18 protein-coding genes are annotated in these 23,777 nt (G+C 66.0%); 10 read left to right on the plus strand and 8 right to left on the minus strand.

All coding sequences use genetic code 11. The annotated features are described in order from the left end of the window. The first annotated feature begins 402 nt into the window (after window positions 1-402). A complete protein-coding gene (locus KPL74_15660; protein QWT19175.1) occupies window positions 403-3,459 on the plus strand; it encodes a TonB-dependent receptor in 3,057 nt (1,018 codons plus the stop codon). A 507-nt stretch (window positions 3,460-3,966) separates the two neighbouring features. Then, window positions 3,967-7,083: a TonB-dependent receptor gene (locus KPL74_15665; GenBank protein QWT19176.1), complete on the plus strand. Its 3,117-nt coding sequence runs from the start codon at window positions 3,967-3,969 to the stop codon at window positions 7,081-7,083. 426 nt (window positions 7,084-7,509) lie between these two features. Here the strand turns inward: KPL74_15665 and KPL74_15670 are convergent, their stop codons facing one another. The 3 genes from KPL74_15670 to KPL74_15680 form a co-directional block, all read right to left on the minus strand. Then, window positions 7,510-8,499, minus strand: a complete 990-nt coding sequence (locus KPL74_15670) for an IS110 family transposase (protein ID QWT19177.1) — start codon at window positions 8,497-8,499, stop codon at window positions 7,510-7,512. Between the two features lie 368 nt (window positions 8,500-8,867). Further along, the gene (locus KPL74_15675) at window positions 8,868-9,749 is read right to left on the minus strand and encodes an EamA family transporter (protein ID QWT19178.1); all 882 of its coding nucleotides are present in this window, start codon (window positions 9,747-9,749) and stop codon (window positions 8,868-8,870) included. Between the two features lie 88 nt (window positions 9,750-9,837). After that, a complete protein-coding gene (locus tag KPL74_15680; protein ID QWT19179.1) occupies window positions 9,838-10,161 on the minus strand; it encodes a hypothetical protein in 324 nt (107 codons plus the stop codon). 120 nt (window positions 10,162-10,281) lie between these two features. Here KPL74_15680 and KPL74_15685 point away from each other — a divergent pair, with 120 nt between their 5' ends. Together KPL74_15685 and KPL74_15690 are read left to right on the plus strand one after the other, a co-directional pair. After that, window positions 10,282-10,848, plus strand: coding sequence for a sigma-70 family RNA polymerase sigma factor (locus tag KPL74_15685; GenBank protein QWT19180.1), 567 nt, complete (start codon window positions 10,282-10,284; stop codon window positions 10,846-10,848). Beyond that, window positions 10,845-11,228 carry a hypothetical protein gene (locus KPL74_15690; GenBank protein ID QWT19181.1) on the plus strand — a complete coding sequence of 128 codons (384 nt, stop codon included), beginning with the start codon at window positions 10,845-10,847 and terminating at the stop codon, window positions 11,226-11,228. The genes KPL74_15685 and KPL74_15690 overlap by 4 nt, the downstream gene beginning before the upstream one ends. Here the strand turns inward: KPL74_15690 and KPL74_15695 are convergent. Next, complete coding sequence (locus KPL74_15695) at window positions 11,194-11,979, minus strand: AMP nucleosidase (protein QWT19182.1); 786 nt, start codon at window positions 11,977-11,979, stop codon at window positions 11,194-11,196. The genes KPL74_15690 and KPL74_15695 overlap by 35 nt on opposite strands. 203 nt (window positions 11,980-12,182) lie before the next feature. Here KPL74_15695 and KPL74_15700 point away from each other — a divergent pair, with 203 nt between their 5' ends. Both KPL74_15700 and KPL74_15705 read left to right on the plus strand, forming a co-directional pair. Further along, window positions 12,183-13,127, plus strand: a complete 945-nt coding sequence (locus KPL74_15700) for a DegV family protein (GenBank protein ID QWT19183.1) — start codon at window positions 12,183-12,185, stop codon at window positions 13,125-13,127. 1 nt (window position 13,128) lies between these two features. Further along, window positions 13,129-13,860, plus strand: coding sequence for a DUF4124 domain-containing protein (locus KPL74_15705; GenBank protein ID QWT19184.1), 732 nt, complete (start codon window positions 13,129-13,131; stop codon window positions 13,858-13,860). On the opposite strand, the gene KPL74_15710 is transcribed toward KPL74_15705, so the two are convergent. Together KPL74_15710 and KPL74_15715 are read right to left on the minus strand one after the other, a co-directional pair. Continuing rightward, window positions 13,817-14,602 (minus strand): hypothetical protein, encoded by a 786-nt coding sequence (locus KPL74_15710; protein ID QWT19185.1) that lies wholly within the window; start codon window positions 14,600-14,602, stop codon window positions 13,817-13,819. The two genes, KPL74_15705 and KPL74_15710, sit on opposite strands and share 44 nt — an antisense overlap. 31 nt (window positions 14,603-14,633) lie before the next feature. After that, window positions 14,634-15,428: an SDR family oxidoreductase gene (locus tag KPL74_15715; GenBank protein QWT19186.1), complete on the minus strand. Its 795-nt coding sequence runs from the start codon at window positions 15,426-15,428 to the stop codon at window positions 14,634-14,636. Window positions 15,429-15,474: 46 nt separating this feature from the next. Between KPL74_15715 and KPL74_15720 the strand changes: the two genes are divergently transcribed. Together KPL74_15720 and KPL74_15725 are read left to right on the plus strand one after the other, a co-directional pair. Beyond that, entirely contained in the window at window positions 15,475-16,275 is an 801-nt protein-coding gene (locus tag KPL74_15720) for an ATP-binding cassette domain-containing protein (GenBank protein QWT19187.1), read from the plus strand. Window positions 16,276-16,374: 99 nt separating this feature from the next. After that, the gene (locus KPL74_15725; GenBank protein ID QWT19188.1) at window positions 16,375-16,587 is read left to right on the plus strand and encodes a hypothetical protein; all 213 of its coding nucleotides are present in this window, start codon (window positions 16,375-16,377) and stop codon (window positions 16,585-16,587) included. A 12-nt stretch (window positions 16,588-16,599) separates the two neighbouring features. On the opposite strand, the gene sppA is transcribed toward KPL74_15725, so the two are convergent. Together sppA and KPL74_15735 are read right to left on the minus strand one after the other, a co-directional pair. Beyond that, a complete protein-coding gene (gene sppA, locus KPL74_15730) occupies window positions 16,600-18,525 on the minus strand; it encodes a signal peptide peptidase SppA (GenBank protein QWT19189.1) in 1,926 nt (641 codons plus the stop codon). Between the two features lie 52 nt (window positions 18,526-18,577). Continuing rightward, window positions 18,578-19,963 (minus strand): MATE family efflux transporter, encoded by a 1,386-nt coding sequence (locus KPL74_15735; GenBank protein ID QWT19190.1) that lies wholly within the window; start codon window positions 19,961-19,963, stop codon window positions 18,578-18,580. A gap of 91 nt (window positions 19,964-20,054) precedes the next feature. Between KPL74_15735 and KPL74_15740 the strand changes: the two genes are divergently transcribed. Both KPL74_15740 and KPL74_15745 read left to right on the plus strand, forming a co-directional pair. Then, window positions 20,055-21,209 carry a DUF3667 domain-containing protein gene (locus KPL74_15740; GenBank protein QWT19191.1) on the plus strand — a complete coding sequence of 385 codons (1,155 nt, stop codon included), beginning with the start codon at window positions 20,055-20,057 and terminating at the stop codon, window positions 21,207-21,209. A gap of 370 nt (window positions 21,210-21,579) precedes the next feature. Next, window positions 21,580-23,754 (plus strand): primosomal protein N', encoded by a 2,175-nt coding sequence (locus KPL74_15745; protein ID QWT19192.1) that lies wholly within the window; start codon window positions 21,580-21,582, stop codon window positions 23,752-23,754. The last annotated feature ends 23 nt before the right edge of the window (window positions 23,755-23,777 follow it).

A 23,777-nucleotide genomic window follows, 5' to 3' on the forward strand; every position in this document is an offset into this window, starting at 1 on the left:
TTGCGTCTTTTTCGTAAGTTCCTGCGTAGGATTTATTCCTATTGTTCCCTTACGGGACGGGGGTTTACGTTGTTTTTACGCGCCGGTTTCCGGTGCTGTCGACAGCGCGCCCCAGGGGATCCAAAAAAGGGCCGCCGCGGCTTTAACGGCAAAACCATCTGTCGTCTCTTTGGGGAATCCAACATGCCAGCCAAGCTCAGGTTTGTACTCCCTTCCAAAGGCGTGCGTGTCAGCCCGCCTTGACCGCGTGATGCCGTCAGCCCGCCAGAAGGCAGGCGGCACCGCGTAATCGTGTCCTTTCGATCAGCCCGCCGCACTCGCGGCGAACATCCACGTGCCGCGTGGATGCGGGCCCGTTCGTTCCGCCATTTGTCACAAGCGTCCTTTAGGAGGGTAGGTCAAATGCAGTCCGTCTCACGCAACGCGGCCCCGCCGCGCCGCAAGCTCACCCTGGCCGTGGCGTTCGCCGTCGCGGCTGCCGCCAGCGGTAGCGCGTTCGCCCAGAGCAACGCCACCGGCTCCATCTTCGGTTCCGCCAATCCCGGCGACGTCATCCACATCGAGAACACCGACACCGGCCTGCGCCGTGACATCACGGTGGACAGCAACGGCCGTTACCGCGCCAACTCGCTGCCCATTGGTACGTACAACGTGACGCTGATGCACGACGGCACGGCGGTCGATACGCACAAGGCCGTCCAGACCCAGATCAGCCAGGGTACCGACGTGTCGTTCGCCGCCACGGCGACCGCCGCGAACGCCACCGATCTCGGCAGCGTCCAGGTCACCGCCAACAGCCTGCCTAGCATCGACGTCAGCTCGGTCGACTCACGCACCGTGCTCAGCTCCGACCAGCTGTCCAAGCTGCCGATCGCCCGCACCTCGATCAGCTCCATCGCACTGCTGGCCCCGGGTACCACCTCGGCCGTCCGCGGCTACGGCAACGCGCTGTCCTTCGGCGGCTCCTCCGCGTCGGAAAACGCTTACTACATCAACGGCTTCCAGGTCACCAACCCGCTCACGGGCGTCAGCTCGCGCCAGCTCCCGTACGACGCGATCGACCAGGAACAGGTGCTGATCGGCGGCTACGGCGCGGAATATGGCCGCTCCACGGGTGGCGTCATCAACGTGGTGACCAAGCGCGGTTCGAACGAATGGAAGGGTGACGTCCAGGTCCTGTGGTCGCCGGATGCGCTCGCCCAGGCGCCGCGCAATATCTACCTGCGCAACGGAACCCTGTTCGAGCGCGGCAATCCTTATGCCCAGCGTGACCCCGAGAACCTGCAGTACTCGGCTTCGATCGGCGGTGCGCTGATCAAGGACAAGCTGTTCATCTTCGGCGCCGCCGACTGGATTCGTCAGACCGGTAATTACACCGGCCCGAACACGGTCAGCGATGACGAGCACGACACCGCCAAGACCAAGCGCTGGTTGACCAAGATCGACTGGAACATCACCGACAACAATATCCTCGAGCTGACCGGCATCGGCGATAGCGAAACCACCGATGCATCGATCTTCGGCTACAACTACCAGACCGGCCGTGGCGCGTATCTCGGCCACCAGTACACGAAGAACTACAACGGCACCCAGACCAACGCCACCCCCGGCGGCGATACCTATATCGCCCACTACACCGGTTACATCACCGACGACCTGACGGTCAATGCGATGTACGGTCGTGCCCATTCGGACCACGAGCAGGATGTGAACGGCGCCTCCGGCGTCTCCTGCCCGTCGATCACCGATAACCGCGTGGAGTTCTCCAACAACCGCCAGACCGGTTGTACCGTCGGCGCCACCACCACCCTGCTCCCGGGCGCGAAAGACAGCACGAAGGGCTGGAGCGCGAACATCGAATACCGCCTGGGTGACCACGACCTTCGCGCCGGTGTCGATAACTACGTGCTGCGCGCTACCTCGGGCGCCATCCCGGTGGGCGGCACCACGTATACGTACGAAGACGTGGGCAACGGCGATGTCATCCGCCAGCGCCTGATCAACCTCGGCCTCGACCCGGGCCTGTACAACCCGGCGAATTTCCCGAACGGTTACTACGTCAACTCGTCGGCCCTGACCACCGGTACGTCGGCACGCACGAACCAGCGTTCGCAGTTCGCGGAAGACAACTGGCAGATCAGCGATCGCTGGCATTCGTACATCGGCCTGCGTAACGAGCAGTTCTCGAACTACAACGGCGTCGGCGAAGCCTATGCCCGCTCGCGCCACCAGCTCGATCCGCGCCTGGGCGTGTCGTGGGACGTGTACGGCGACAGCTCGCTGAAGGTGTACGCCAACGCGGGCCGCTACCACCTCGGCCTGCCCACCTCGGTGGCTATCCGCGGTGCGGGCCCGTCGAGCTATCCGTCGCAGTTCCTCGGCTTCACCGGCATCGATCCCGCCACCGGTGTTCCCACCGGCCTGATCGAAGGTACGGCGTCCGGCACGTACTACCTCAACGGTGCGAACGGCGTGCCGCCGGATGCGAAGACCGTGTCGGCGAAGCAGCTGCACTCGTACTACCAGGACGAGTACATCCTCGGCTTCGACAAGCAGTTGCAGGACAACTGGGTGGTCGGCGCGAAGGCCATGTACCGCAAGCTGCGCAGCCTGATCGACGATACCTGCGATCCGGCGCCGATCCAGGCCTGGGGCGATGCGAACGGCCTGAGCGACGAAGTGAAGGCCGGCATCGGCCGAAGCACGGGCTGCTGGTTGTTCAACCCGGGCCGCGCTAACACCATCGTGCTGTCGCCGGCCGATGGCCAGTACCTCGACGTGCCGCTCAGCGCCAAGGACATGGGCTTCCCGAAGCCGAAGCGTGCGTACTATATGCTCGACCTGTACGCCGAACACCAGTTCAGCGACAAGTGGTACGGCAAGATCGACTACACGTATTCGCGTAGCTTCGGTAACTCGGAAGGCCAGCTCGATTCGAACATCGTCCAGGCCGACGTGTCGACCACTGAAAGCTGGGATTTCCCGGCGATCATGGAAAACACCAATGGCGACCTGCCGAACGACCACAAGCACCAGCTTCGCGTCTACGGTACGTATGCACCGACGGACGAGTGGCAGTTCTCCACCGTCACCCGCATCACCTCGGGCGCACCGGTCAGCTGCCTTGGCACGCGTCCGCTGTCGGCGGGTGGCGATCCGTACGGCTACGGCAACAACTACTTCTGGTGCAACGGCGAGCCTGCCCAGCGTGGCAGCTTCGGCCGCACGCCCTGGACGTACACGCTGGACATGAGCGCCGCCTGGAAGCCGCTGTTCGCCGACCACAAACTGTCGTTCACGGTCGACGTGTTCAACCTGCTGGGCAAGCAGGAAGTCACCCAGTACTACGAAACCGGCGAGCTCGCATCCGGCCTGGCCAACCCGCAGTACAAGCGTGCCCGCTCGTTCCAGGACCCGCGTTACGTTCGCCTTGGCGCGCGTTACGACTTCACCCTCTGATGTTGCTTAGCGCATAACAAAAACAGCTGCATTTCCCCGGATCTTGGCCGCTCTCTTGGAAGGGAGCGGCCATTTTTTTGCCCGTCTTTCGGCGCGCTTTCGTTCATAAAGCCTGTTTTTGTACGTAAAATTGCTGTGTAGCAGCCTGCGAATGATGAAACTTGTTTTATGTTCGCCCGCACCATTCACGCAAGTTTTTACTTCCGTTTTTGCACCTTTCTCCCAACGGCGCGCGCTCGCGCCGACAGGGCATCGCGTTGAACCTTGCGAATGCGCGATGCGCAAGCCATCCAAATCCCTACGTTCATGAATCAGGCATTGAGTGCGCCCTGCGCACGGCATAGGTTTCGCCTGCTTGTTGCAGTTTCGTTAATGCGACGGCGGCGAATCGATTTGGAGGAGTCGACGCCATAAGGGGCCCGGATAGCCACCCACCACTCCGGCCGCTCGCCTTGCCATGGCGTGCGGCGCGGTTTGCACCATTTGGCCATTGGCCGGGGAGATTTGATGGAAACGCGTCACACCTACAGGCAAGCCACTCGTCGCGCGCTCGCGCTCGCCGTGGCGATCGGACTCGGCGTCGCCAGCACGGCCACGCTCGCACAGAGCACCGCAGGCAGCATCTTCGGTACCGCCCAGCCGGGCAGCACGATCACCGCAACCAACAGCGGCAGCGGCGTCAGCCGTTCGGCAACGGTCGGCAACGACGGTCGCTTCAACATCGTCTCGCTGCCGCCGGGTAGCTATAAGGTCACCACCAGCGGTGGCGCGGCATCGACCACGCGCGACGTGCAGGTCGTGGCCGGCCAGGGCTTCAACGTGAACCTGACCGCGCCGGCCGGCAGTGCGACGGCGGCGAACGCCGAAGACCTCGGCGCCGTGTCGGTCAGCGCGAATGCGCTGCCGCCGATCGACGTCGCTTCGGCACAGACCAGCACCGTGATGACTGCGGAGCAGATCAAGCAGCTGCCGCTGGCACGCAACCAGACCGCCGTGGCCCTGCTCGCACCGGGTGCGACGAAGGGTGACAGCGCGTTCGGCAACCTTGCCTCGTTCGGTGGCGCGTCGGTGGCTGAAAACAGCTACTACGTGAACGGCTTCAACGTCACCAACTTCTTCCAGAGCCTGACCTACTCGCAGGTTCCGTTCGAAGCGATCGACTCGGAAGACATCCAGGACGGTGGCTACGGCGCCGAGTACGGCAACTCGACCGGCGGCGTGATCTCGGTCAATACCAAGCGCGGCACGAACACCTGGCAGGGTGGCATCGACTTCACCTGGAACCCGTACCAGCTGCAGGCCAACCAGCCGAACATTTACCTGAAGAACGGTTCGCTGCTGCAGAACAACCGTCACAACAGCAACTACGTGGTCGGTAACAACGGCTCCGGTAACGCGACCGACTTCGGCCAGCGCTGGAACGCCTGGCTGGGCGGCCCGCTGATCAAGGACAAGCTGTTCATGTTCGCCCTGGTCGGCGGCACGCGCACGGCTGACGAGCATTACGGCGACACCACGGGTGGCGGCAACTACAACAAGACCACCATCAAGGATCCGCGTTACCTGGTGAAGCTGGACTGGAACATCAACGAGAGCAACATCCTCGAGTACACCGGCTTCAGCGATACCACCACGCAGCAGCAGAGCGTCTACGGCTACGAGTACGACGATAACGGCCAGCCGCATCGCGACGACTACCTGGGCCAGGTCTACAACAAGGGTGGTGGCATGACCAACATCCTGAAGTACACCAACTACATCACCGACGACCTGACCCTGACCGGCCAGTTCGGCAAGAGCACCAACAAGCGCGTCAGCACGGCCACGGCCGCCAACGGCATCGTCGAGACGTACGACGGCAACATCTTCGACGCCGCCAACTCGCCGGGTTGCCCGTCGATCACCGACTCGCGCACCCCGGTCAACAACGGTGCCGCCGGTTACCCGCACTGCTCGTTCGCCGGTTCGCTGAACACGCCGAACGGTGAAGACAAGCGCGAAGCAGGCCGCATCGACCTCGAGTACCACATCGGCGACCACGAAATTAAGGGTGGCTGGGCACGCGACCACTTCCAGACCGATACCGGCACTGCCTATGAAGGCGGTGCGCTGTACACCTACAGCTCGATCCCGGCGTCGATCCTGGGCCATGATCCGGGCCTCGATCCGGCCGACAGCGTCGTCCGCCAGACGATCTTCGCCACCGGCGCCAAGGTCGGCATCACGCAGAAGTCCTACTACCTGCAGGACAACTGGCACATCACCGACAACTTCATGGCGCGCCTGGGCGTTCGCAACGATGCGTTCGAGAACACGAACAGCCTCGGCCAGACGTACGTGAAGCAGGTGCACAGCTGGCAGCCGCGCCTCGGCTTCTCGTGGGATGTCCACGGTGATTCCACGCTGAAGATCTACGGCAGCGCCGGCGACTACTCGCTGCCGCTGGATGGCAACGTGGCCCTGCGTGGTGCATCGGCTTCGCTGTACCAGCTCAAGTACTTCAGCTACACGGGCGTGGATCCGCTTACCGGCGCCCCGCTGGGCCTGGGGCCGCTCACCGACGCCTACGCCAACGCCTTCCCGGCACGCACGGGCACGACCTATGCGAACGGCGAAGCGGGCGTGGTGCCGAACCCGACCGCCGTGGCGACCCAGGACCTCAAGCCGTTCAAGCAGCGTGAGTTCATCCTCGGTGCGCAGCAGCAGGTCGAGGACTGGACCCTCGGCGTGAAGGCGGTCTACCGTCGCATCCTCACCGGCATCGATGACTCGTGCGACTTCCGTCCGATCGCCAAGGCCGCGAATGCGCAGTACGGCCTGAACCTCGATACCACCAGCCTGACCCCGGAAGCGTCGAACGTGCCGGGCTGCTACATCTTCAACCCGGGTAGCGCGGTGACCCTGCGTACGCCGGTGGATGCCACGAACACGCTGTACAACATCCACCTCACCGGTGACGACGTCGGCGAGCCGAAGTACAAGCGCGCGTATGAAGCCCTGCAGCTGACGGCCGAGCGTAACTTCGACAACACCTGGTACCTGAAGACGTCGTACGTGTGGTCGCACCTGCGCGGCAACTCGGAAGGCGGCGTGGATTCGAGCAACGGCCAGGCCGATACCGGCACGACCGAACTGTTCGACTATCCGGAAATCATGGCTGGTTCGAATGGCTACCTGCCGAACGATCGCAAGCACACGTTCAAGGTCTACGGTGCGTGGCAGATCACCGACCAGTGGCTGGTGGGCGCGAATGGCGTGTTCCAGACCGGTCGTCCGGAGAACTGCTATGGCCTGAACCCGATCGATGCCGTGGTTAACGGTGGTTACGGCTCGGGTGCGTACCTGTACTGCGATGGCATGATCGTGAAGCGTGGTTCGGTGGGTCGTACGCCGTCGTACTGGAACATCGACCTGAATGCGTCGTACAAGCCGGTCTGGGCGCGTGGCGTGACGCTTTCGGCTAGCGTGTTCAACGTGTTCAACAAGCAGCACACGACGACGATCAACGAAGTGGGCGAAGACCCGAACGGCGCGCCGCTGACCGATAGCACGTACAAGGTTCCGACGAGCTTCCAGTCTCCGCGTTACGTGCAGGTTTCTGCCGAGTATGACTTCTCGCTCTGATTGATCCATCACAAGAAGACAAGGCGCGCGGGACTCCCTCCCGCGCCGCTTTGCAAATCTCCCCCAGATCGCCGCTCGCTCCCACGGGCGGCTTTTTTTATGCGGTTGCCGCGTCGCGACCATGCCTGACGGCCTCCGGCCGAACCTCGGCCCTGTAGGAGCGCGCCTGCGCGCGATGGCCTCCCGCGCGGCGCTCATGCGTGGTCGCAGGACAGCCCTCGGTGCCTACCCTCGCTGCTCAGACAGGTCCTCCGCGCTCGACAGGGTTGGCCGCAGCCGCGGCCCATGTATTTGATTAGCCTTCGGCTGCTCGCTTGTGCGGAACTCGCCTCGAGGGTAGGCACCGAGGGCTCTCTTCAGCATTGCCGCGAGCTGGGTGGGACAGCCGGGTACGCGGCGGCGCTTTTGTAGATACTCTCTTCCCGGTCAACCCTGCCTAAGGTGCTCTGGGCTAAAAAGCTTGGTGACGTCGAAGTTTTCGTTGTCGCGCAGGCAAGCCCAGAGCCCGGTGAGGTATTTGCGCATGACTGCCGCGAGGGCCTGGCGCTTGGCCTTTCCGCGACGAAGCAGCTGTTCGTAGAAGGCTTTGACCAAGGGGTCGTAGCGCACGGCAACCAGCGCAGGCATGTACATGCCTGCGCGCAGGTAGGTGTTTCCGCCCTTGCTTAGCCGCGGCCGTCCGTGGACGCTCGTGCCCGATTGGGTGTGACAAACGTCCAGGCCCGCATGGCGGCTGACCTGCGGCGCTTTCATAGTGCTGGGAAGCATGGCCAGTTCAGCGAGTACCGCCATCGCCGAGACCTCGGCGATGCCCGGGGCTGCGGTCATGTGGCGAAGCTGGGCTTGGCGCACCGGATCGGTGTCGATCTGCTGGCGCATCGCACCGCGCAGGCGTTCGATGCGCCGATCGAGGGTGGCGACGGCCTCGGTTTCGTCCTCGAGCAGCAGCACATGCGTGCCCTTCTTGGCAGTCAGGGCGTGCAGGCGGTTCTTCGCGCGGACCCGCTCCCCCAACAGCCGGTTCACCTGCCGTCCCAGGTCCCGCAGGGCCAGGTCCGCCTGCTCCGGTGCGATCCAGCGTGCCGGCTTGAGCGCCTCGCCATACTCGGCAAGCAACCCCGCATCGATCGTGTCGGTCTTGGTGCCCTTGAGCTTGAGCTGGGCGAACCGCTTGGCACTGCGCGGGTTGATGACCGAGACCGGCAATCCAGCCCGATCCAGCGCGATGGCCAGGTCCAGGTGATAGATCCCGGTCGCTTCCATCACCACCCAGGAAGGCCGTAAATCCAGAAGCTTCCTGGCCAGCCGTGCATGTCCTGCCGGGGTTTGCTCGAACTTCCCCAGCGCAACACCCTTGCCGTTGTCATACGAGGCCACGGCGCAGTCGCGCGCGCTGACGTCCAATCCGATCGACATGACCATCCCTTACATCCTCCGCGAGTTAGCGTGAGAATGGATCCGGCTCCCCGACCCCGCATTTTTTGCCCCTGCAACCTTGTATGCGAAGTCCCTCGCGGGCTTCTGGATACTCTCCGCAGTTGGCAATGGGGCGGGGGGCCACTCTACAGGCGAAGTCAGGAACATCCTGCTTCAAGGAGCGCGCGGCCTCCCCGGAATCCTTCGCACACCCCCCGGATGGGAGGCACCGCCAAGATACAAGGAGCGCGCCTGCGCGCGAACCAGAAACATGGCGGCGCAGCCGCAACATGCGTGCACCCTCACCACGAGACCTCAAACGTTTCGCGCGCAAACGGCGCTTTGTTCCAACGCAGGACCGATAGACCTCACGCAGCCCTACGCCTCGCCGCGATCCCCGGCCCCACGACGAACACGCCGATTCCCATCAGGATCAGTGCCGCGCCGATCCACACGACCGATGGAAACGTTTCGCCAAAAACCAGCCGTGCGGTTGCCATGCCTGATACGGGGACCAGTAGCGACAGCGGTGCGACGGAGGCTGCGGGGTAGGTTTTCATCAGGTAGTTCCAGACCGCATAGCCGTAGACGGTCGTGATGTATGCCTGGAACAGGACGGATCCCATGGCGGGCCAGGTGATCGTCGTTGGCAGTGCTTCGAAGCCGGAGGGCCCTCGGGCGACGAGGGTGAGCACGACAAGTGCCGGCGTGGCGAAGGCGCTGGTCCACACGATGAAGGCGAGCATGTCGGCGGGGCGGTAGCGTTTGACGATGAGGTTGCACAGGCTCCAGTTGAGCGCGGCGAGCAGGACCAGTGCTGTGCCGGTGGTGGGTGCGTTGCCGGGTGCCGCGTGGATCACGATGACGAGGCCGGCGATGCCGAGCAGCATGCCGATCAGTTGGGGTGCCCGGATGGCTTCGCGGAAGACGAGCGCACTGAACACGACGGTGAGGAAGGCGGTGAACTGGAGCACCAGCGAGGACAGGCCGGGCGACATGCCGAGGGACATGGCGATGTTGACGGTGCCCCACAGTCCGGCGCCGAACAGCACGCCGTAGAGCGCCAGCGCGAGGATGGGTACTTCGCGGGGGCGGCGGAGGAAGCAGGCCAGGGGCAAGGCGGTGAAGGCGAAGCGCAGCGTCGTCAGCACGAAGGGATCGAGTGCGCGCAGGCCGAGTTCGATCACCGAGAAGTTACTGCCCCAGATGAGCGTCACGAGGACGCCCAGCATCAGGTGAACAGGCCGCATGCAAACTCCCTGCGCGTGGAAAGGCACCAGCGTAAGCGTTGCAGGGTGTGCGGCCAATCGGAACTTTCTGAAAAACCGGCTGGCCGGCTCAGGCGAACCGGCGCGATACCCCGACGTACAGGAGGTGGCCCAGGCCCGTGGTGGCGACCAGCACGGCCACCGCGGCGGCATTCATTTCCTGCCAGCCCGCGATCTGCACGATGGCGAAGCCGATCGCCACGAGCACCAGCACGCTGCCCCAGCGGAGCGAGGACTGCCGGCGCTGGTTGATCTCGGTGTCGAACCACTGGCGTTGCAGGTCACCGGTGAGGCCTGCCTGGATCATCTTGTGGCGGAAGCGGGCGTCGATGATCCATTTGATCGGCAGGACGATCGCGGCGAAGAAGGCGATGGCGGTAAAGTCGATATCCATGGGGCGGGCTCCGGGAGATGGGCTGGTCTTGGATTCATGGATACGGTGGGTGGCGATCCGGTTGCAGTGCAACCGTCCGGCGCCGGGCCGTATCCCTATTCCCATGGACGATGCCGTGACATGACCGAGGACCGCGCGCTGGTGGATGCCGTGCTGGCCAATGAGCCGGGGGCGTTCGCGCGCCTCGTGCGGGCGTACCAGGGCCTGTGCTGGCACATCGTCCAGCGCATGGTCCGCCAGCCCGAGGATGCGGCCGAGCTTTGCCAGGAAGTGTTCCTGCGCGTGCACCAGACCCTGCATCAGTTCCGCCATGAAAGTCCGCTGCGTGCATGGATCGGTCGCGTGGCCTATCACGTGGCCCTGCGCCACCTCGAACGCAAGCGGATCCCGATCGCCGACCTGGGCGAGGACGAAGACGGCGCGTCGCCGCTGGACAACCTGGGCGACGGCAGCGACCTGGAGGGCGATATCGGCCAGGCGCAGCTGGACACCCTGCTGCACGCGGCCATCGACAGGCTGCCACCGACACAACGTACCGTGCTGACGCTTTACCACCTGGATGAACTGTCCGTCGCCGAGATCGCCGTGGTCACCGGCATGGCGACGGGTACGATCAAGAGCCACCTGTTCCGCGCGCGGTTGCGCCTGCGCGGAGCACTGGCCCCGCCCATGGGAGTCACGCCATGAAAGACATCGATTTTCGCAACGACCCCGCCGCCGAGCGCGAGTGGCAGGCCCAGGAGCGCGGCGAAGGCCGCTACGCCGCCGTGCTGCGCGCCGCGGGCACCGACGTGGGGCCGACGCTGCCGGCGGGGTTCGCCGGGCGCGTCGCCGACGTCGCTGAGGCCCGCCGGCGTGCCGCCGGGCAGCCGGCGCGGCTCGAGGCCTGGCTGATCGGCGTGTTGCTGGCCATCCTGCTGGCCAGCGCCGTGCCGCTGGTGTTCACCAACGAGCACGCGCTGGAGACCCTGCGCCAGCCCTGGCTGCTGGGCCTGGCCGGCTGCCTGGCGCTGAGCCAGGCGCTGGCCCTGCTCAGGCCTCTTCGGACTCGAAGCGAAGATGCTTGACGCTGCGGCCGTGGCGGCGCACCAGCTTGAGCGCCTCGACGCCGACCTTGATGTGCTTCTCGACGAAGTTGGCGGTCACCGTGGCATCGCTGGCTTCGGTCTTCACACCCTCGGGGATCATCGGCTGGTCGGAGACCAGTAGCAGCGCGCCACAGGGGATGTGGTTGGCGAAGCCGGCCGCGAAGATCGTGGCGGTTTCCATGTCGATTGCCATGCTGCGGGTCTTTCTGAGGTATTCCTTAAAGGCCTCGTCGTGCTCCCAGACGCGGCGGTTGGTGGTGTACACCGTGCCCGTCCAGTAGTCGTGGCCCAGGTCGCGGACCATGGTCGACACCGCGCGCTGCAACTGGAAGGCAGGCAAGGCCGGCACTTCCGGCGGCATGTAGTCGTTGGACGTGCCTTCGCCGCGGATGGCGGCGATTGGCAGGATCAGGTCGCCGATCGCGTTCTTCCGCTTCAGGCCGCCGCACTTGCCGAGGAACAGCGCCGCCTTCGGCTGGATGACGCTGAGCAGGTCCATCACCGTCGCGGCATTGGGGCTGCCCATGCCGAAGTTGATGAGGGTGATGCCGTCGGCCGTGGCATTGGGCATGGGCCGGTCGCGGCCGTGCACTTCCACGCCGTTTTCCTCGGCGAAGCGCTCGACGTAATGGCCGAAGTTGGTGAGCAGGATGTGCTCGCCAAAGCCGTCCAGTGGCGTGCCCGTGTAGCGCGGCAGCCAGTTGGAGGTGATCTCGTTCTTGGTTTTCATGGGGAGCCCGGTGCGCGTGCGCCGACGGCAAAGGTGGCCCCGTGGGGGCCATGGCCGGCGCGGTTACCGGCGACGCCACGCCGGCAAGATGCCAAATTCATCGCCGCGAGTGTAGCATCCGGCGCAGCGGAGTGAGTGGAGCGCAGTGGGCGCGCCGGGCGCCGCAGGGTCCGTCCGGGCCCACAGGAATGGGGGTAGGACCGATGCGGATCGGTGTAGCGATTGATGCGGCCGTCGACGTGCCGCAGGACTTCGTGGAACGCAATGGCATCGCGGTGATGCCGATCGCGATCCGGGTCGATGGGCAGAAGTTCAAGGACGACCGCGACCCGTCCGAAATCCTGCGCTTCCGCGAGCAGAAGCTCGGCAGCCGCAGCCACTCGGCCGAAACCGAGCCGAGCAGCGTGGAAGACGTGCAGAACCTCTTCCTGGACCGGATGGTGAAGGAGTTCGACTGCGTCGTCTGCCTCACGATCATGGCCACGCGCAGCCCGATCCACGACAACGTGATCAAGGCCAGCTTCGCCATCCTGAAGAACTACCGGCCGATCCGTGAAGCCGCTGGCATCACCGGGCCGTTCCTGATGCGCGTGGTGGATACCCGCAACATCTTCGCTGGCGCGGCGCCCGCCGTGGCCGAAGCCGTGCGCATGATCCAGGCCGGCAAGTCGCCCGCCGAAGTGCGCGAACGCGCCGCGCACATCGCCGATTGCTCGTACGGCTACATGCTGCCGCGCGACCTGAACTACCTGCGCTCGCGCGCCCGCAGCAAGGGCGACCGCAGCGTCAGCTTCCTCAGTTCCATGCTGGGTACGGCGCTGGACATCAAGCCGATCCTGCGTGCACACCGCGGCGAGACCGGCCCGGTCGGCAAGGTGCGCGGCTTCGAACACGGTGCGCAGGTGCTGTTCGAATACGCCTCCAAGCGCGTGCAGGCCGGCCTGCTCGTGCCGTCGCTGTCGCTGAGCTACGGCGGCGAGCTCGACGAGATGCGCAACCTGCCCGGCTATACCGGCCTGGTCCGCATCTGCGGCGATGCCGGTGTCGAGATCCTCGAATGCCCGATGAGCATCACCGGCATGGTCAACGTCGGCGAAGGCGCCATGACCCTCGGCTTCGCCTCTGAAGAGCACGTCGTCGAGTTCTGACGTGCCCACCCCCCGCCCCCACCCTTCTCCTGTAGGAGCGCGCCCGCGCGCGAAAGCATCCCCCTCAGCGCCCGAGCGCCCGAAAAGCCTGCCAATCCTGCTAGCCATAACCCTCCCAGCCATCCTCGCACTCACCCCGCTCCACGCCACCACAGTCTACAAATGCGTGGTTAACGGCCAGCCGACTTACCAGCAGACCCCCTGCGCGAAGCAGCAAAAGCAGGAAGTGATCCAGCTGGTCGATTCCGCGCCGGCCGACGGCCGTGTCGCCCCGATGCCGTCGGCGCCACCCAGGGACGATGACAACGCTGCGGACGCCCCCGAGCCCACCCGCCCGGCGCCGCCCATACCCATGCTGTACCTGTGCACCCGCGCCACCGACGGGGCGACCTACACCAGCAGCAACGGCCACCCCGAGCCCTACACCGCACCGTTCGGCGTGCTCGGCGTCGCGAACAACCCGCTCGCCTCGACCTACGGCAGCCCGAACGCCGCCGTCTCGTCGTTCCCCGAACTGAATCGCGGCAAGGGCAACGCGGCGGCGGTCGCCACCAGCAACTACGTCTGGGTACAGGACCAGTGCCGGGCCATGTCGCCGGCGGAAACCTGCCAGGCCCTGCGCGGCGAGTCCGACGCCAACCAGAAAGCCATCCGCAATGCGTTCAAGAGCGAACGCGCGCCGCTCGATGCTAAGGATGCGGCGTTGCGGGGGCAGCTGCAGGGATGTGGCTAGCATCGAGCTGCGGTAGCGATGCCGAGAACGACGGCACGGCGTAGATGTAGTCGTAACCCTGCCACTGGTCCGGCCTGGAAGCGTCCACGGCCAGGAGTTTGCCGGGTTCGAGCGATGCGACGCCATGCAACGGGTGCACGCCGCACGGCCCGAGGCACGCCCATGTCGTGCCGTCGTGCGCCGGGGCGACCATGATGTGCCGCATGGTGTCGGCGACATAGGCGCCCGACGGCTTCACGTCCGCGCCCATGTGCTGCGACTTCTGGGCGTGAGCACTTCCCGTATAGGCGATCACCAGCCCCCTGGCGACCAGCGGCGCAAGATCTTCGCCCATGTACTGGTCCCGCTTGTCCTGCGAGGCAGGAAGGTCATTCGTCGCACGGTCGAGCAACCAGGCGATCGTCAGCTTCCCGGCTTTCTCCTGGCCATCGAGCCAGCCGATCAACCCAGCCATCGCTTTCGACGCACGGCCATCGGGCTGGGACCATCCCGGCCAGTGCAGGTCACGTGCAGGTGACAGCTGCTCAAGCGCGACCGTCGGATGCATGCCCTTTGCGATGTCATGTTCAACCACGCATCGCACGAACGCAGGCGTTTCGTTCGTGCCGTGCATTTCGCCGATGTACACGCTGCCCATCTTCGCGATGGCGTCGAGCGTCTTCGGATCGGGGCAGGCCGCGGCGTGTGCCGCATGGGCGCCGAGGCTGGCGAGCAGGAACAGAACCCATCGTGTTGCGCGCATGACGATCCTTATCATCGTTGGCCAGGGTGGATCAGAAACCGTAACGGAGGAACCCGCCGTCCACGCCGACGATTTCGCCGGTGACGTAGCTCGATGCTGGCAGGCAGAGGAAGGCCACGGCGCCAGCGACTTCCTCGGGTTCGCCGATGCGGCCCATCGGCGTGTGGTCGAGCACCTCGTCGAGGTATTCGGAATCGGCCAGGGCCGAGTCCGTGCGCTGGGTGCGGATGTACCACGGTGCGACGGCGTTGACGCGGATGCCGTCTTCGCCCCATTCGCAGGCGAGGTTGCGGGTGAGCTGGTGGATCGCGGCCTTGGTCATGCCGTAGGGCGAACCGGTACGTACATGGCGGATGCCGGACACCGAGCCGACGTTCACGATCGCCGCGTGCGTGTGCTCGACAAGGTGCGGGTACGCGAGGCGGCACATCTCGTAGGCCGAGAACACATTGAGTTCGAAGATGCCGTGGTATTCCGCCGCCGTGTATTCCAGCGTCGGCTTGACGATGTTGCCGCCGACGTTGTTGACCAGGATCGAAAGGTCGACGTCGAGGTCGGTGATCCAGTCGAACACGGCGAGCCGATCCTCGTGATCGGTGAGGTCGGCAGCCATCGCCAGGATCTCTACGTCCGGGCATTCCTCGGCAAGCTCTTCGCAGGCTTCGTCGAGGGCGTCCTCGTCGCGGGCGACCATCAGGATGTCGGCGCCGAGGGCGGCGAGCTCACGGGCGCAGGCGTAGCCGATGCCTTTGCTCGCGCCCGTGACGAGGGCGGTGCGGCCATCGAGGCGCCATGCAGCGAGGCGGGGGTGCAGGGATTCGTTCATGGGTGGATCGTAGCGCGGCCCGCATGTGGCTGGGTATGCTCGGTAGATGGATGCTTCGACGCCCCTACTTTCGATCGACCGTGCCACCGTGGTGCGCGAGGGGCGCACGCTGCTCGACCGGCTCACCCTCGACATCGCCGCGGGCCAGCACACCGCCATCCTCGGGCCGAACGGCTCGGGCAAGTCCACCTTGGTGAAGCTGGTCGAACGACGGTTGTATCCCCTGGTGCACGACGACGGCACGCCGGTGGTGCGCGTCTTCGGGCGTGACCGCTGGAGTGTCAGCGAGCTGCGATCATTGCTTGGCGTGGTGTCGTCGGACCTGCGCCGGGAATTCGAGGCTACGCACGAACGCGCCATCGATACGGTGCTCTCGGGCTTCTTCGCATCGATGACGCTCGGTCTGGACCACGTGGTCGACGCGGGGATGCGCGAGCGGGCCACGCAGGCCCTGGAGCGCGTGGGTGCGGCGCACCTGTCCGAACGCGACGTCTCGACCCTTTCCACCGGCGAAGCACGCCGCGTGCTGATCGCTCGCGCATTGGTCCATCGCCCGCGTGCGCTGTTGCTCGATGAGCCCTGTGCGGGCCTGGATCCGGGCACCCGGCGGCGTTTCCTCGACCTGCTCCGGCAGTTGGCCCGGGAGGGCACGACGCTGCTGCTGGTGACCCATCACGTGGAGGAGATCGTGCCGGAAATCGGCCACGTGGTGATGCTGCGCGACGGGCGCTTGCATGCCGAAGGGCCCAAGGAACGACTGCTCGCGGATGGTGAGCTTAGTGTGCTGTTTGGGTGGGATATCGAGGTGGCGCGGCACGAGGGTTTTTTTGGGGTGCGGACGCTGTAGGGTGGTCGCGGGCACGGGCGGGGTCGCGGGCATGGTCGCGCACGGGTGCGCTCCTACAGGGGGCGGGCTAGACTCGGGGTGTCCTGGGGAGAACGTCGCATGATCCGCCTTGCCTTGCCGCTTGCCTTGCTTGCCCTTTGCGTTGGCTGCTCGAAGCCGCCGCAGCCTGCCGAACCGCCGGCGCCGCAGGCCCGCGCCGCCACGCCGTGGGACGACATGGAGGCGCAGAAAAAGAAGGCGCAGGACGTGCAGAAGGTCGTGGACAAGCAGGCCGCCGACCAGCGCAAGGCGATCGAGGCCCAGGAGCAGTAGGCGCGAGTTACGTCAGCGAGGCGAGCAGAAGCAGTAGGCGTAGATGTGCGGCTTGCCGGCTTCGGCGCCGCGGAACAGCGCGAACTCGGGCGCGAGCTTCGGCAACGCGGCCACCCACGACGGCATCTGCATGCCCCAGGACATCGCCACGCGTGCCTCGGGGCTGTCGCCGACGCTGGTGAGGAAGCGCTCGAAGGCGCCCATCGGCTTCTCCGCGTAGCGCACGTGGTAGTCGCTGCCCAGCTTCGCTTCCTGCGCGGCGTCGCGGATGGCGTCGTCGAGGTTGCCGAGCTTGTCGACGAGGCCACGCTGCATAGCCTGTTCGCCCGTCCACACCCGACCCTGCGCGATGCTGTCGATGGCGGCGAAATCCTTGCCGCGCGCCTTGGCGACGTTGCCGACGAAGTCGCGGTAACCCTTGTCGATGATGCTCTGGATCAGCACCCCGACCTTCGGGTCGAGCGGACGAGTCATGTCGAAGGCGCCGGCCAGCGGGCCGGTGCCTACGCCGTCGCTTTTCACGCCGATCTTCGACAGCGTATCCGGCACGCTGAAGAACATGCCGAAGATGCCGATCGAACCGGTGATGGTGTTCGGCTCGGCATAGATCCGGTTGGCATTCATGGAGATCCAGTAGCCGCCGCTGGCGGCCACGTCACCCATCGAAACGACCACCGGAATACCTGCTTCGCGAGTCAGCTCCACTTCGCGCCGGATCTGCTCCGCCGCGAACACTTCGCCGCCCGGCGAGTTCACGCGCAGGACGAGGGCGCGCGTGCGCTGGTCCTGGCGGACCGACCGGATGAGTGCGGCGGTGGAATCCCCGCCAATGGTGCCCTGTGCCTGCTTGCCGCCAGTGATCTCGCCTTCGGCGACGACCACGGTCACGCCGGGCGAGGTCTGCAACATGTCGACCGTGTTGAGGCCGCGGTCGGCGAGGTAGCCACCCATTTCCACATGGCGGAAACCGACGTCCTTGCGCCCGGCCGGGACGCCCTGCTTGCGCAGCATCTCGACCAGCTGTTCGTCGGTGGCGATACCGTCGACAAGCTTTTCGTCCACGGCGAGCTGGGCGAGGCTGCCCTTCGCGTCACGCACGCGCTCGGCCAGGCCGTCGACATCCGCGCGCAGCGCATCCGGCTGCAGATGGCGCATCTTCGCCACTTCATCGATCCACGTCGTCCACAGGCCGCCCAGCCAGTAGGCATCGGCTTCCTTCGACTCGGGGGAGGCATGGTCGAGGATGAACGGCTCGGCCGCGCTCTTGAACTGGCCGACACGGAACAGGTGCACCTGCACGCCGAGCTTGTCGAGCAGGTCCTTGTAGAACAGACGGTAGTTGGCCAGGCCGGTGGCCATGACGCCGCCCTGCGGGTCGATGTAGATCTTGTCGGCATGGGCGGCCAGGTAGTACTGGCCCTGCTCCATGCTCACGCCCCAGGCGACCACCGGCTTGCCCGCCGCACGGAAGCGGTCCAGCGCGGAACCGACTTCGCGCAACGCGGCGAAGCCGCCAGCCTGCAGCTTGTCGGTGCGCAGGACGATGCGGCTGATCCGGCTGTCTTTCGCGGCACTGTCGATGGCGCGGACCAGGTCACGCACCTGGACCTGCTTCGTGCCGTCGCCCGACGTCCGCGAGATGGCGCGCGACAGCGGATCGGCGCTGTACTGCTCCACCAGCGCGCCGTCCGGCGCAAGGACCAGCACCGTGTGGTCGTCGACCTGGCTGGAGCGCTTGCCGACGAACACCAGCAGGAAGAACACCGCCAGCACGCCGAAGAACAGCACGTTGAGAATCACCAGCCGCGTGATGTTCAGGCCACGGCCAAGCCCGCGCAGGAACCGGCCGAAGCCGTTACGGCGGGGTGGCGGCACCGGCGGCACCGGCGACGGGCGTCCGGGCAGGGGCGGCGGCGTGCTGTTCAGGGGGTCCGACATCGCGGTTTTTCCTTCCTAGTTGGGCGCAGCGTAGCGCGTCGGCCCGTTGGCATCACGTGTGGAAAGGCACGGGCTCGTCGCCCGCGTCGACCGGCCAGGTGGGCCGGCCGCTGCTACGCCAGAAACGTCCGAAAAGGAGCACGGCGGCCATGCTCAGGCCAGCCACCAGGCCCATCCACATGCCGCGCGCGCCGAGCCCGTGCGGGAAGGCGAGATACCAGCCCACCGGCATGCCCACGCCCCAGTACGCCAACATGGTCAGGCCCATCGGCACGCGGGTGTCCTTCAGGCCGCGCAGGGCACCGTTGGAGGCGACCTGGATACCGTCGGCGAACTGGAAGACGCCGGCCAGCAACATCAGCTGCGCCGCCATGGTGATGACGCCCACGTCGTTGGTGTAGAGCCGGGCGATCGACGTCGGCAGCAGGATCATGATGCCGGACGAGATCAACTGGGTGACCAGCACCAGGCCCAGTCCCGACATCCCCGCGTAGCGCACGCCGATGGCGTCGCGACGGCCCGCCGCGTTGCCGACCCGCACCGTGATCGCCATCGACACGCCCAGCGGCACCATGAAGGCGACCTGTGCGACGTTGAGCGCCACGTGGTGTGCCGCGGACACCGTCTCGCCGAGGCGGCCGATCAGCAACGCCACGGCGACGAACAGGCCCGCTTCCATCAGCAGGGTGATCGCCATGGGCACGCCGACGTGGAGCAACTGGCGGATCTTTTCCCAGTCCGGCGGCGCCATCCGCGAACGCAGGTTGAGATCACGGTAATTGCGGTGGTGGAGCACGTAGGTGGCGAAGCCGATCAGCTCCAGCCACAGCACGGTGCCGGTGGCGATGCCGCTGCCACGCGCGCCCATCACCGGGAAGCCGAGCTTGCCGTACATAAGCACGTAGCCCAGCGGGGCGAGGATGACCGTACCGGCGAGGCTGAAGTACAGCGACGGGCGCGGCATTGATAGCCCCTCGGACAACCCGCGCACGGTGAAATACAGGGTCAACGCGGGCGCGGCGAAGGCGATGGCATGGAGGAAGGCCTCCACGTCCGGGCGCATCGAGGGCACCACGTCGAACAGCACCATCAGCGGCGAGGCGTTCCACACCGCCACGCCAAGCAGCACGCCGAGCACCAGGGCGATGTACAACGCCTGGTGGAACACCGCGCCGATCTCGCCGCGACGGTTCGCGCCGTCCAGCTGGGCGACGGTCGGCGGGACGGCCATCATCGTGCCGATGCCGGTGACGATGGCCAGCACCCAGATATTGACCCCGGTGACCACCGAGGCCTGCGTGTGCGCGCCCTGATGCCCAGCCAGCACCGCGTCGACCACGTTCGGGCCAACGGAAGAAAGTTGCGCTGCGACGATCGGCAGGGCCAGCCGGGTGGTGGCGCCGATCTCGCGACGCGCGCGGGCGCGGTCGATAGCCATCGGGAAAAGTGCGTTGGGGGGCCGCCCATTGTAACCGGGCCCATGCCATCATCCGCAGCCGGGAAGGGGAAAACACAGGGGAGCCCAGCGGATGAACGAAGTCACGCCGTCGCCCGGCTTGCTATGCGCCAATTGCACGGTGCCACTGCAGGGCGAGTTCTGCCATGGATGCGGCCAGTCGATCCACAGCGTCCTGCGGCCCATGTCGCACATGCTCGAGGATGCCGGCGACATCTTTTTCCATATGGACGAACGCATCGTCCATACCGTCCCGCCGCTTTACACCCGGCCCGGCTTCCTCACGCTGGAGTATTTCTCCGGCCGCCGGGTGCGCTATATCGCTCCGTTCCGGCTCATGTTCGTCTTCTGCCTGCTGTGCTTCTTCTTCATGCACCTGGCCCTGAGCGGGCTGAAGCTGGGCAAGCATGCGGGCGAGGGTGATTCCATTTCGGCGTTCGCCGAGGCGAAGACCGCGGACGACGTCCATGAGCTTTACGACGACCAGACCCGTGAGCTGGTCGCCCTGGAGAAAGATCCCAAGCTGAACTCGGTGGCGCGCACCGGGCTGCAGGCGACGCGCACCCTGGTCCGCGAATCGGCCAACCGGCGGCTGGCGGAGCTGCAGTCCGCCCCTATCCCGGCCGTGACCACCGATCCGGACAAGGACGACGACGGCTACGGGCATACCAGCGTGCTGTCGGGGTTCGACAAGATCGACATCCGATGGCTGCCGGACGCCGTGAATGCCCGGCTGACGGCCGGGTTGCAGCGGCTGAAACTCAACGTGATGCAGTCGCTGAATGGCGGCCCGCAACAGGAAGAGGCGACCCACCGGATCATCGAAGGCGTATTCGGCGTGCTCCCGCAGACCATGTTCATCATGATCCCGGTGTTCGCCCTGGTGCTGAAGGTGTTCTACCTTTTCCGCCGCCGGCTCTACATGGAGCACCTGATCGTGGCCCTGCAAAGCCACGCCTTCCTGTTCCTGTCGCTGATGCTGCTGACCCTGCTCGGCTTCGCCAAGGGCTTCGTCACGCCCTACCTGGGGTTCGCGGGCGGCCTGATCGGCCTGGTCTCGTTCGCGATGTGGATCTGGATACCGGTTTACCTGCTGCTAATGCAGAAGCGGGTCTACGCCCAGGGATGGGGGATGACTATCCTTAAGTATTGGTTGATAGGCAGCATCTATTTCTGGCTGCTGATGGCCGCCCTCTTCATCGCCGTCGTCATCGGCAGTTCCCACTAAGATTTTTTCCTACCCGGCAGGGGGTTGTACACAGGCGGCGGGATCCCTTCGCCTTTGTCAAGGATTTGCAGAGGTCAAGTGAACACTCCCGGCGATGCATTTATAACTTGTTGATTTAATGCTATATTTCAGCTTGGTTAAAATGTGTTCAAGATAAGACGCGCGGCCTAGCAGGGCGCCTGGAAGGCCTCCATCCGAAGCTCATCCACAGACTTATCCACAGCGCTTGTGGATAACATGGAAAGCTCCCGGCGGACGGGCACTTAGCCCGGATTCCTCTTTCGGGGGATGCCATTGCAGTCCAACCCCATGTGGCCGTGGTCAATCATTGACCAGCAAAATCGCTCGACCCCGTTAAACTAGGCCTCGCATGACCGCCGTCCTCCGCGTCGCCCTGCCAGTTCCCCTGCTCACCCTGTTCGACTACCTGCCGCCCACGGTGGGTGTCGCGGGTGCGGGATCGCGCGTGCGCGTGCCCTTCGGCCGGGGTGAGATGGTCGGCATCGTGATCGACCCGGCCGCCGAACCGGCGGTGGGGGCCAAACGCCTTAAGAGGGTCAGCGAGGTCCTCGACGAGACGCCGCTGCTCGACGCCGAGCTGCTGGCCACGCTGGCCTGGGCGGCCGATTACTGGGCGGGTGCGCCCGGCGAAGCGGTCGCCAACGCCCTGCCACTGGCGCTGCGCGAACCACGCCCCCTGCCGCCCACGGGTCGCGAGGTCTGGGGACTGACCGCGCAGGGCCAGAGCGCCAGGGACGCGCGTAGCCGCAAGGGTGGTTCGGCAGCCCTGCTCGAGGCGCTGCATGCCGGGCCACGGGCCGCGGATGAGCTGGCCGAGGCGCTGCCGGACTGGCGCGCCGCGGCGCGCCGCCTGGTCGACGCCGGGCTGGTCGAGAAGCTGGAGCTGCGCGACGCCGTGCTGCCCGCCCCGTCGGCGCCCGGCCCCGCCCTCAGTGAAGAGCAGTCCCAGGCCGTGGCGGCGGTGATCGAGGGCTTCGGTGGCTTCCAGCCGTACCTGCTGGATGGTGTCACCGGCAGCGGCAAGACCGAGGTCTACCTCGCCCTGATCGAACGGGCGCTGGCCGAGGGCAAGCAGACCCTCCTGCTCGTCCCCGAGATCGGCCTGGCCCCGCAGACGGTGCGCCGGCTACGCGAGCGGCTGGGCGTCACCATCGAGGTGCTGCACTCCAACCTCGCCGAGGGCGATCGTGCGCGGGCGTGGCTTCGTGCCCGAGAGGGGACGGCCAAGGTCGTCATCGGCACGCGTTCGGCCGTGTTCACCCCGCTGCCGTCGGCGGGCCTGATCATCGTCGACGAGGAGCACGATCCTTCTTATAAGCAGCAGGAGGGTTTCCGCTACCACGCGCGCGACCTGGCCCTGGTCCGGGCCCGCGCGCATGGCGTGCCCGTGGTGCTGGGTTCGGCCACGCCGTCGCTGGAAAGCCTCGCCAACGTGGAGGCCGGCCGTTACAAACGCCTCGTCTTGCGGGCGCGGCCTGGCGCGTCGCAGCCCACCCGGGTGCAGATCGTCGACATGCGCGCCCAGCGCCTCGACCACGGCCTATCGCCCACACTGGTGCATGCCGTGGCGGCCTGCGTCGGCCGCGGCGAGCAGGCGCTGGTGTTCCGCAACCGGCGTGGCTACGCCCCCGTGCTGCTCTGCCATGACTGTGGCTGGCACGCGGACTGCCCACGCTGCGAACGGCCGATGACCCTGCACGCCGGACGGCGCCGGCTGATCTGCCACCACTGCGAGAACACCGAGGCCCAGCCCACCGCCTGCCCCGCCTGCGGCTCGGCCAACCTGAGCCCGCAAGGCCAGGGCACCGAGCGACTGGAAGAAGCACTGACCGAACGCTTCCCCGACGTGCCGGTGGTGCGCATCGATCGCGAGACCACGCGTCGGCGCGACGCGTTCGGCGAGATCCTCGACGGGCTGCGCGAGGACAAGCCGGCGATCCTCGTCGGCACGCAGATGCTCGCCAAGGGCCACGACCTGCCCAACCTCACCCTGGTCGCTATCGTCGGCGTGGACGAGGGCCTGCACAGCGTCGATTTCCGCGCGAGCGAGCGGCTGGCCCAGCTCGTCGTCCAGGTGGCCGGGCGCGCGGGCCGTGCCAGCCGTCCTGGCAGCGTCCTGCTGCAGACTCACCATCCGGACCACCCGATGCTGCACGCGTTGCTCCGCGGCGGCTACGCGGCCGTGGCGAGCGAGCTGCTGGCCGAACGTCGCCTGCTCGAACTGCCGCCGTTTTCGCACCAGGTGCTGCTGCGCGCGGATGCGCACGGCCGCGCCGACGTGGACGCCTTCCTGCACGAAGCGCACGTGGCGATCGGCGACCCGGGCGACCTGCGCCTCGCTGGGCCGATGCCCGCGCCAATGCCACTGCGTGCCGGACGCCATCGCGGCCAGCTGGTGGTGGAAGCCGCGTCGCGCGCCCGCCTGCATGCGTTCCTGCGGCCCTGGCAGCACGTCCTGGGCACCCTGCCATCGGCCCGCAAGGTCCGCTGGTCTCTTGATGTGGACCCCATCGACCTATATTGAACAAGCAACCCGATACCATCGGA

Origin of the sequence: Bacillus sp. NP157, assembly GCA_018889975.1 — a bacterium.
Classification (GTDB): Bacteria; Pseudomonadota; Gammaproteobacteria; order Xanthomonadales; family Rhodanobacteraceae; genus Luteibacter.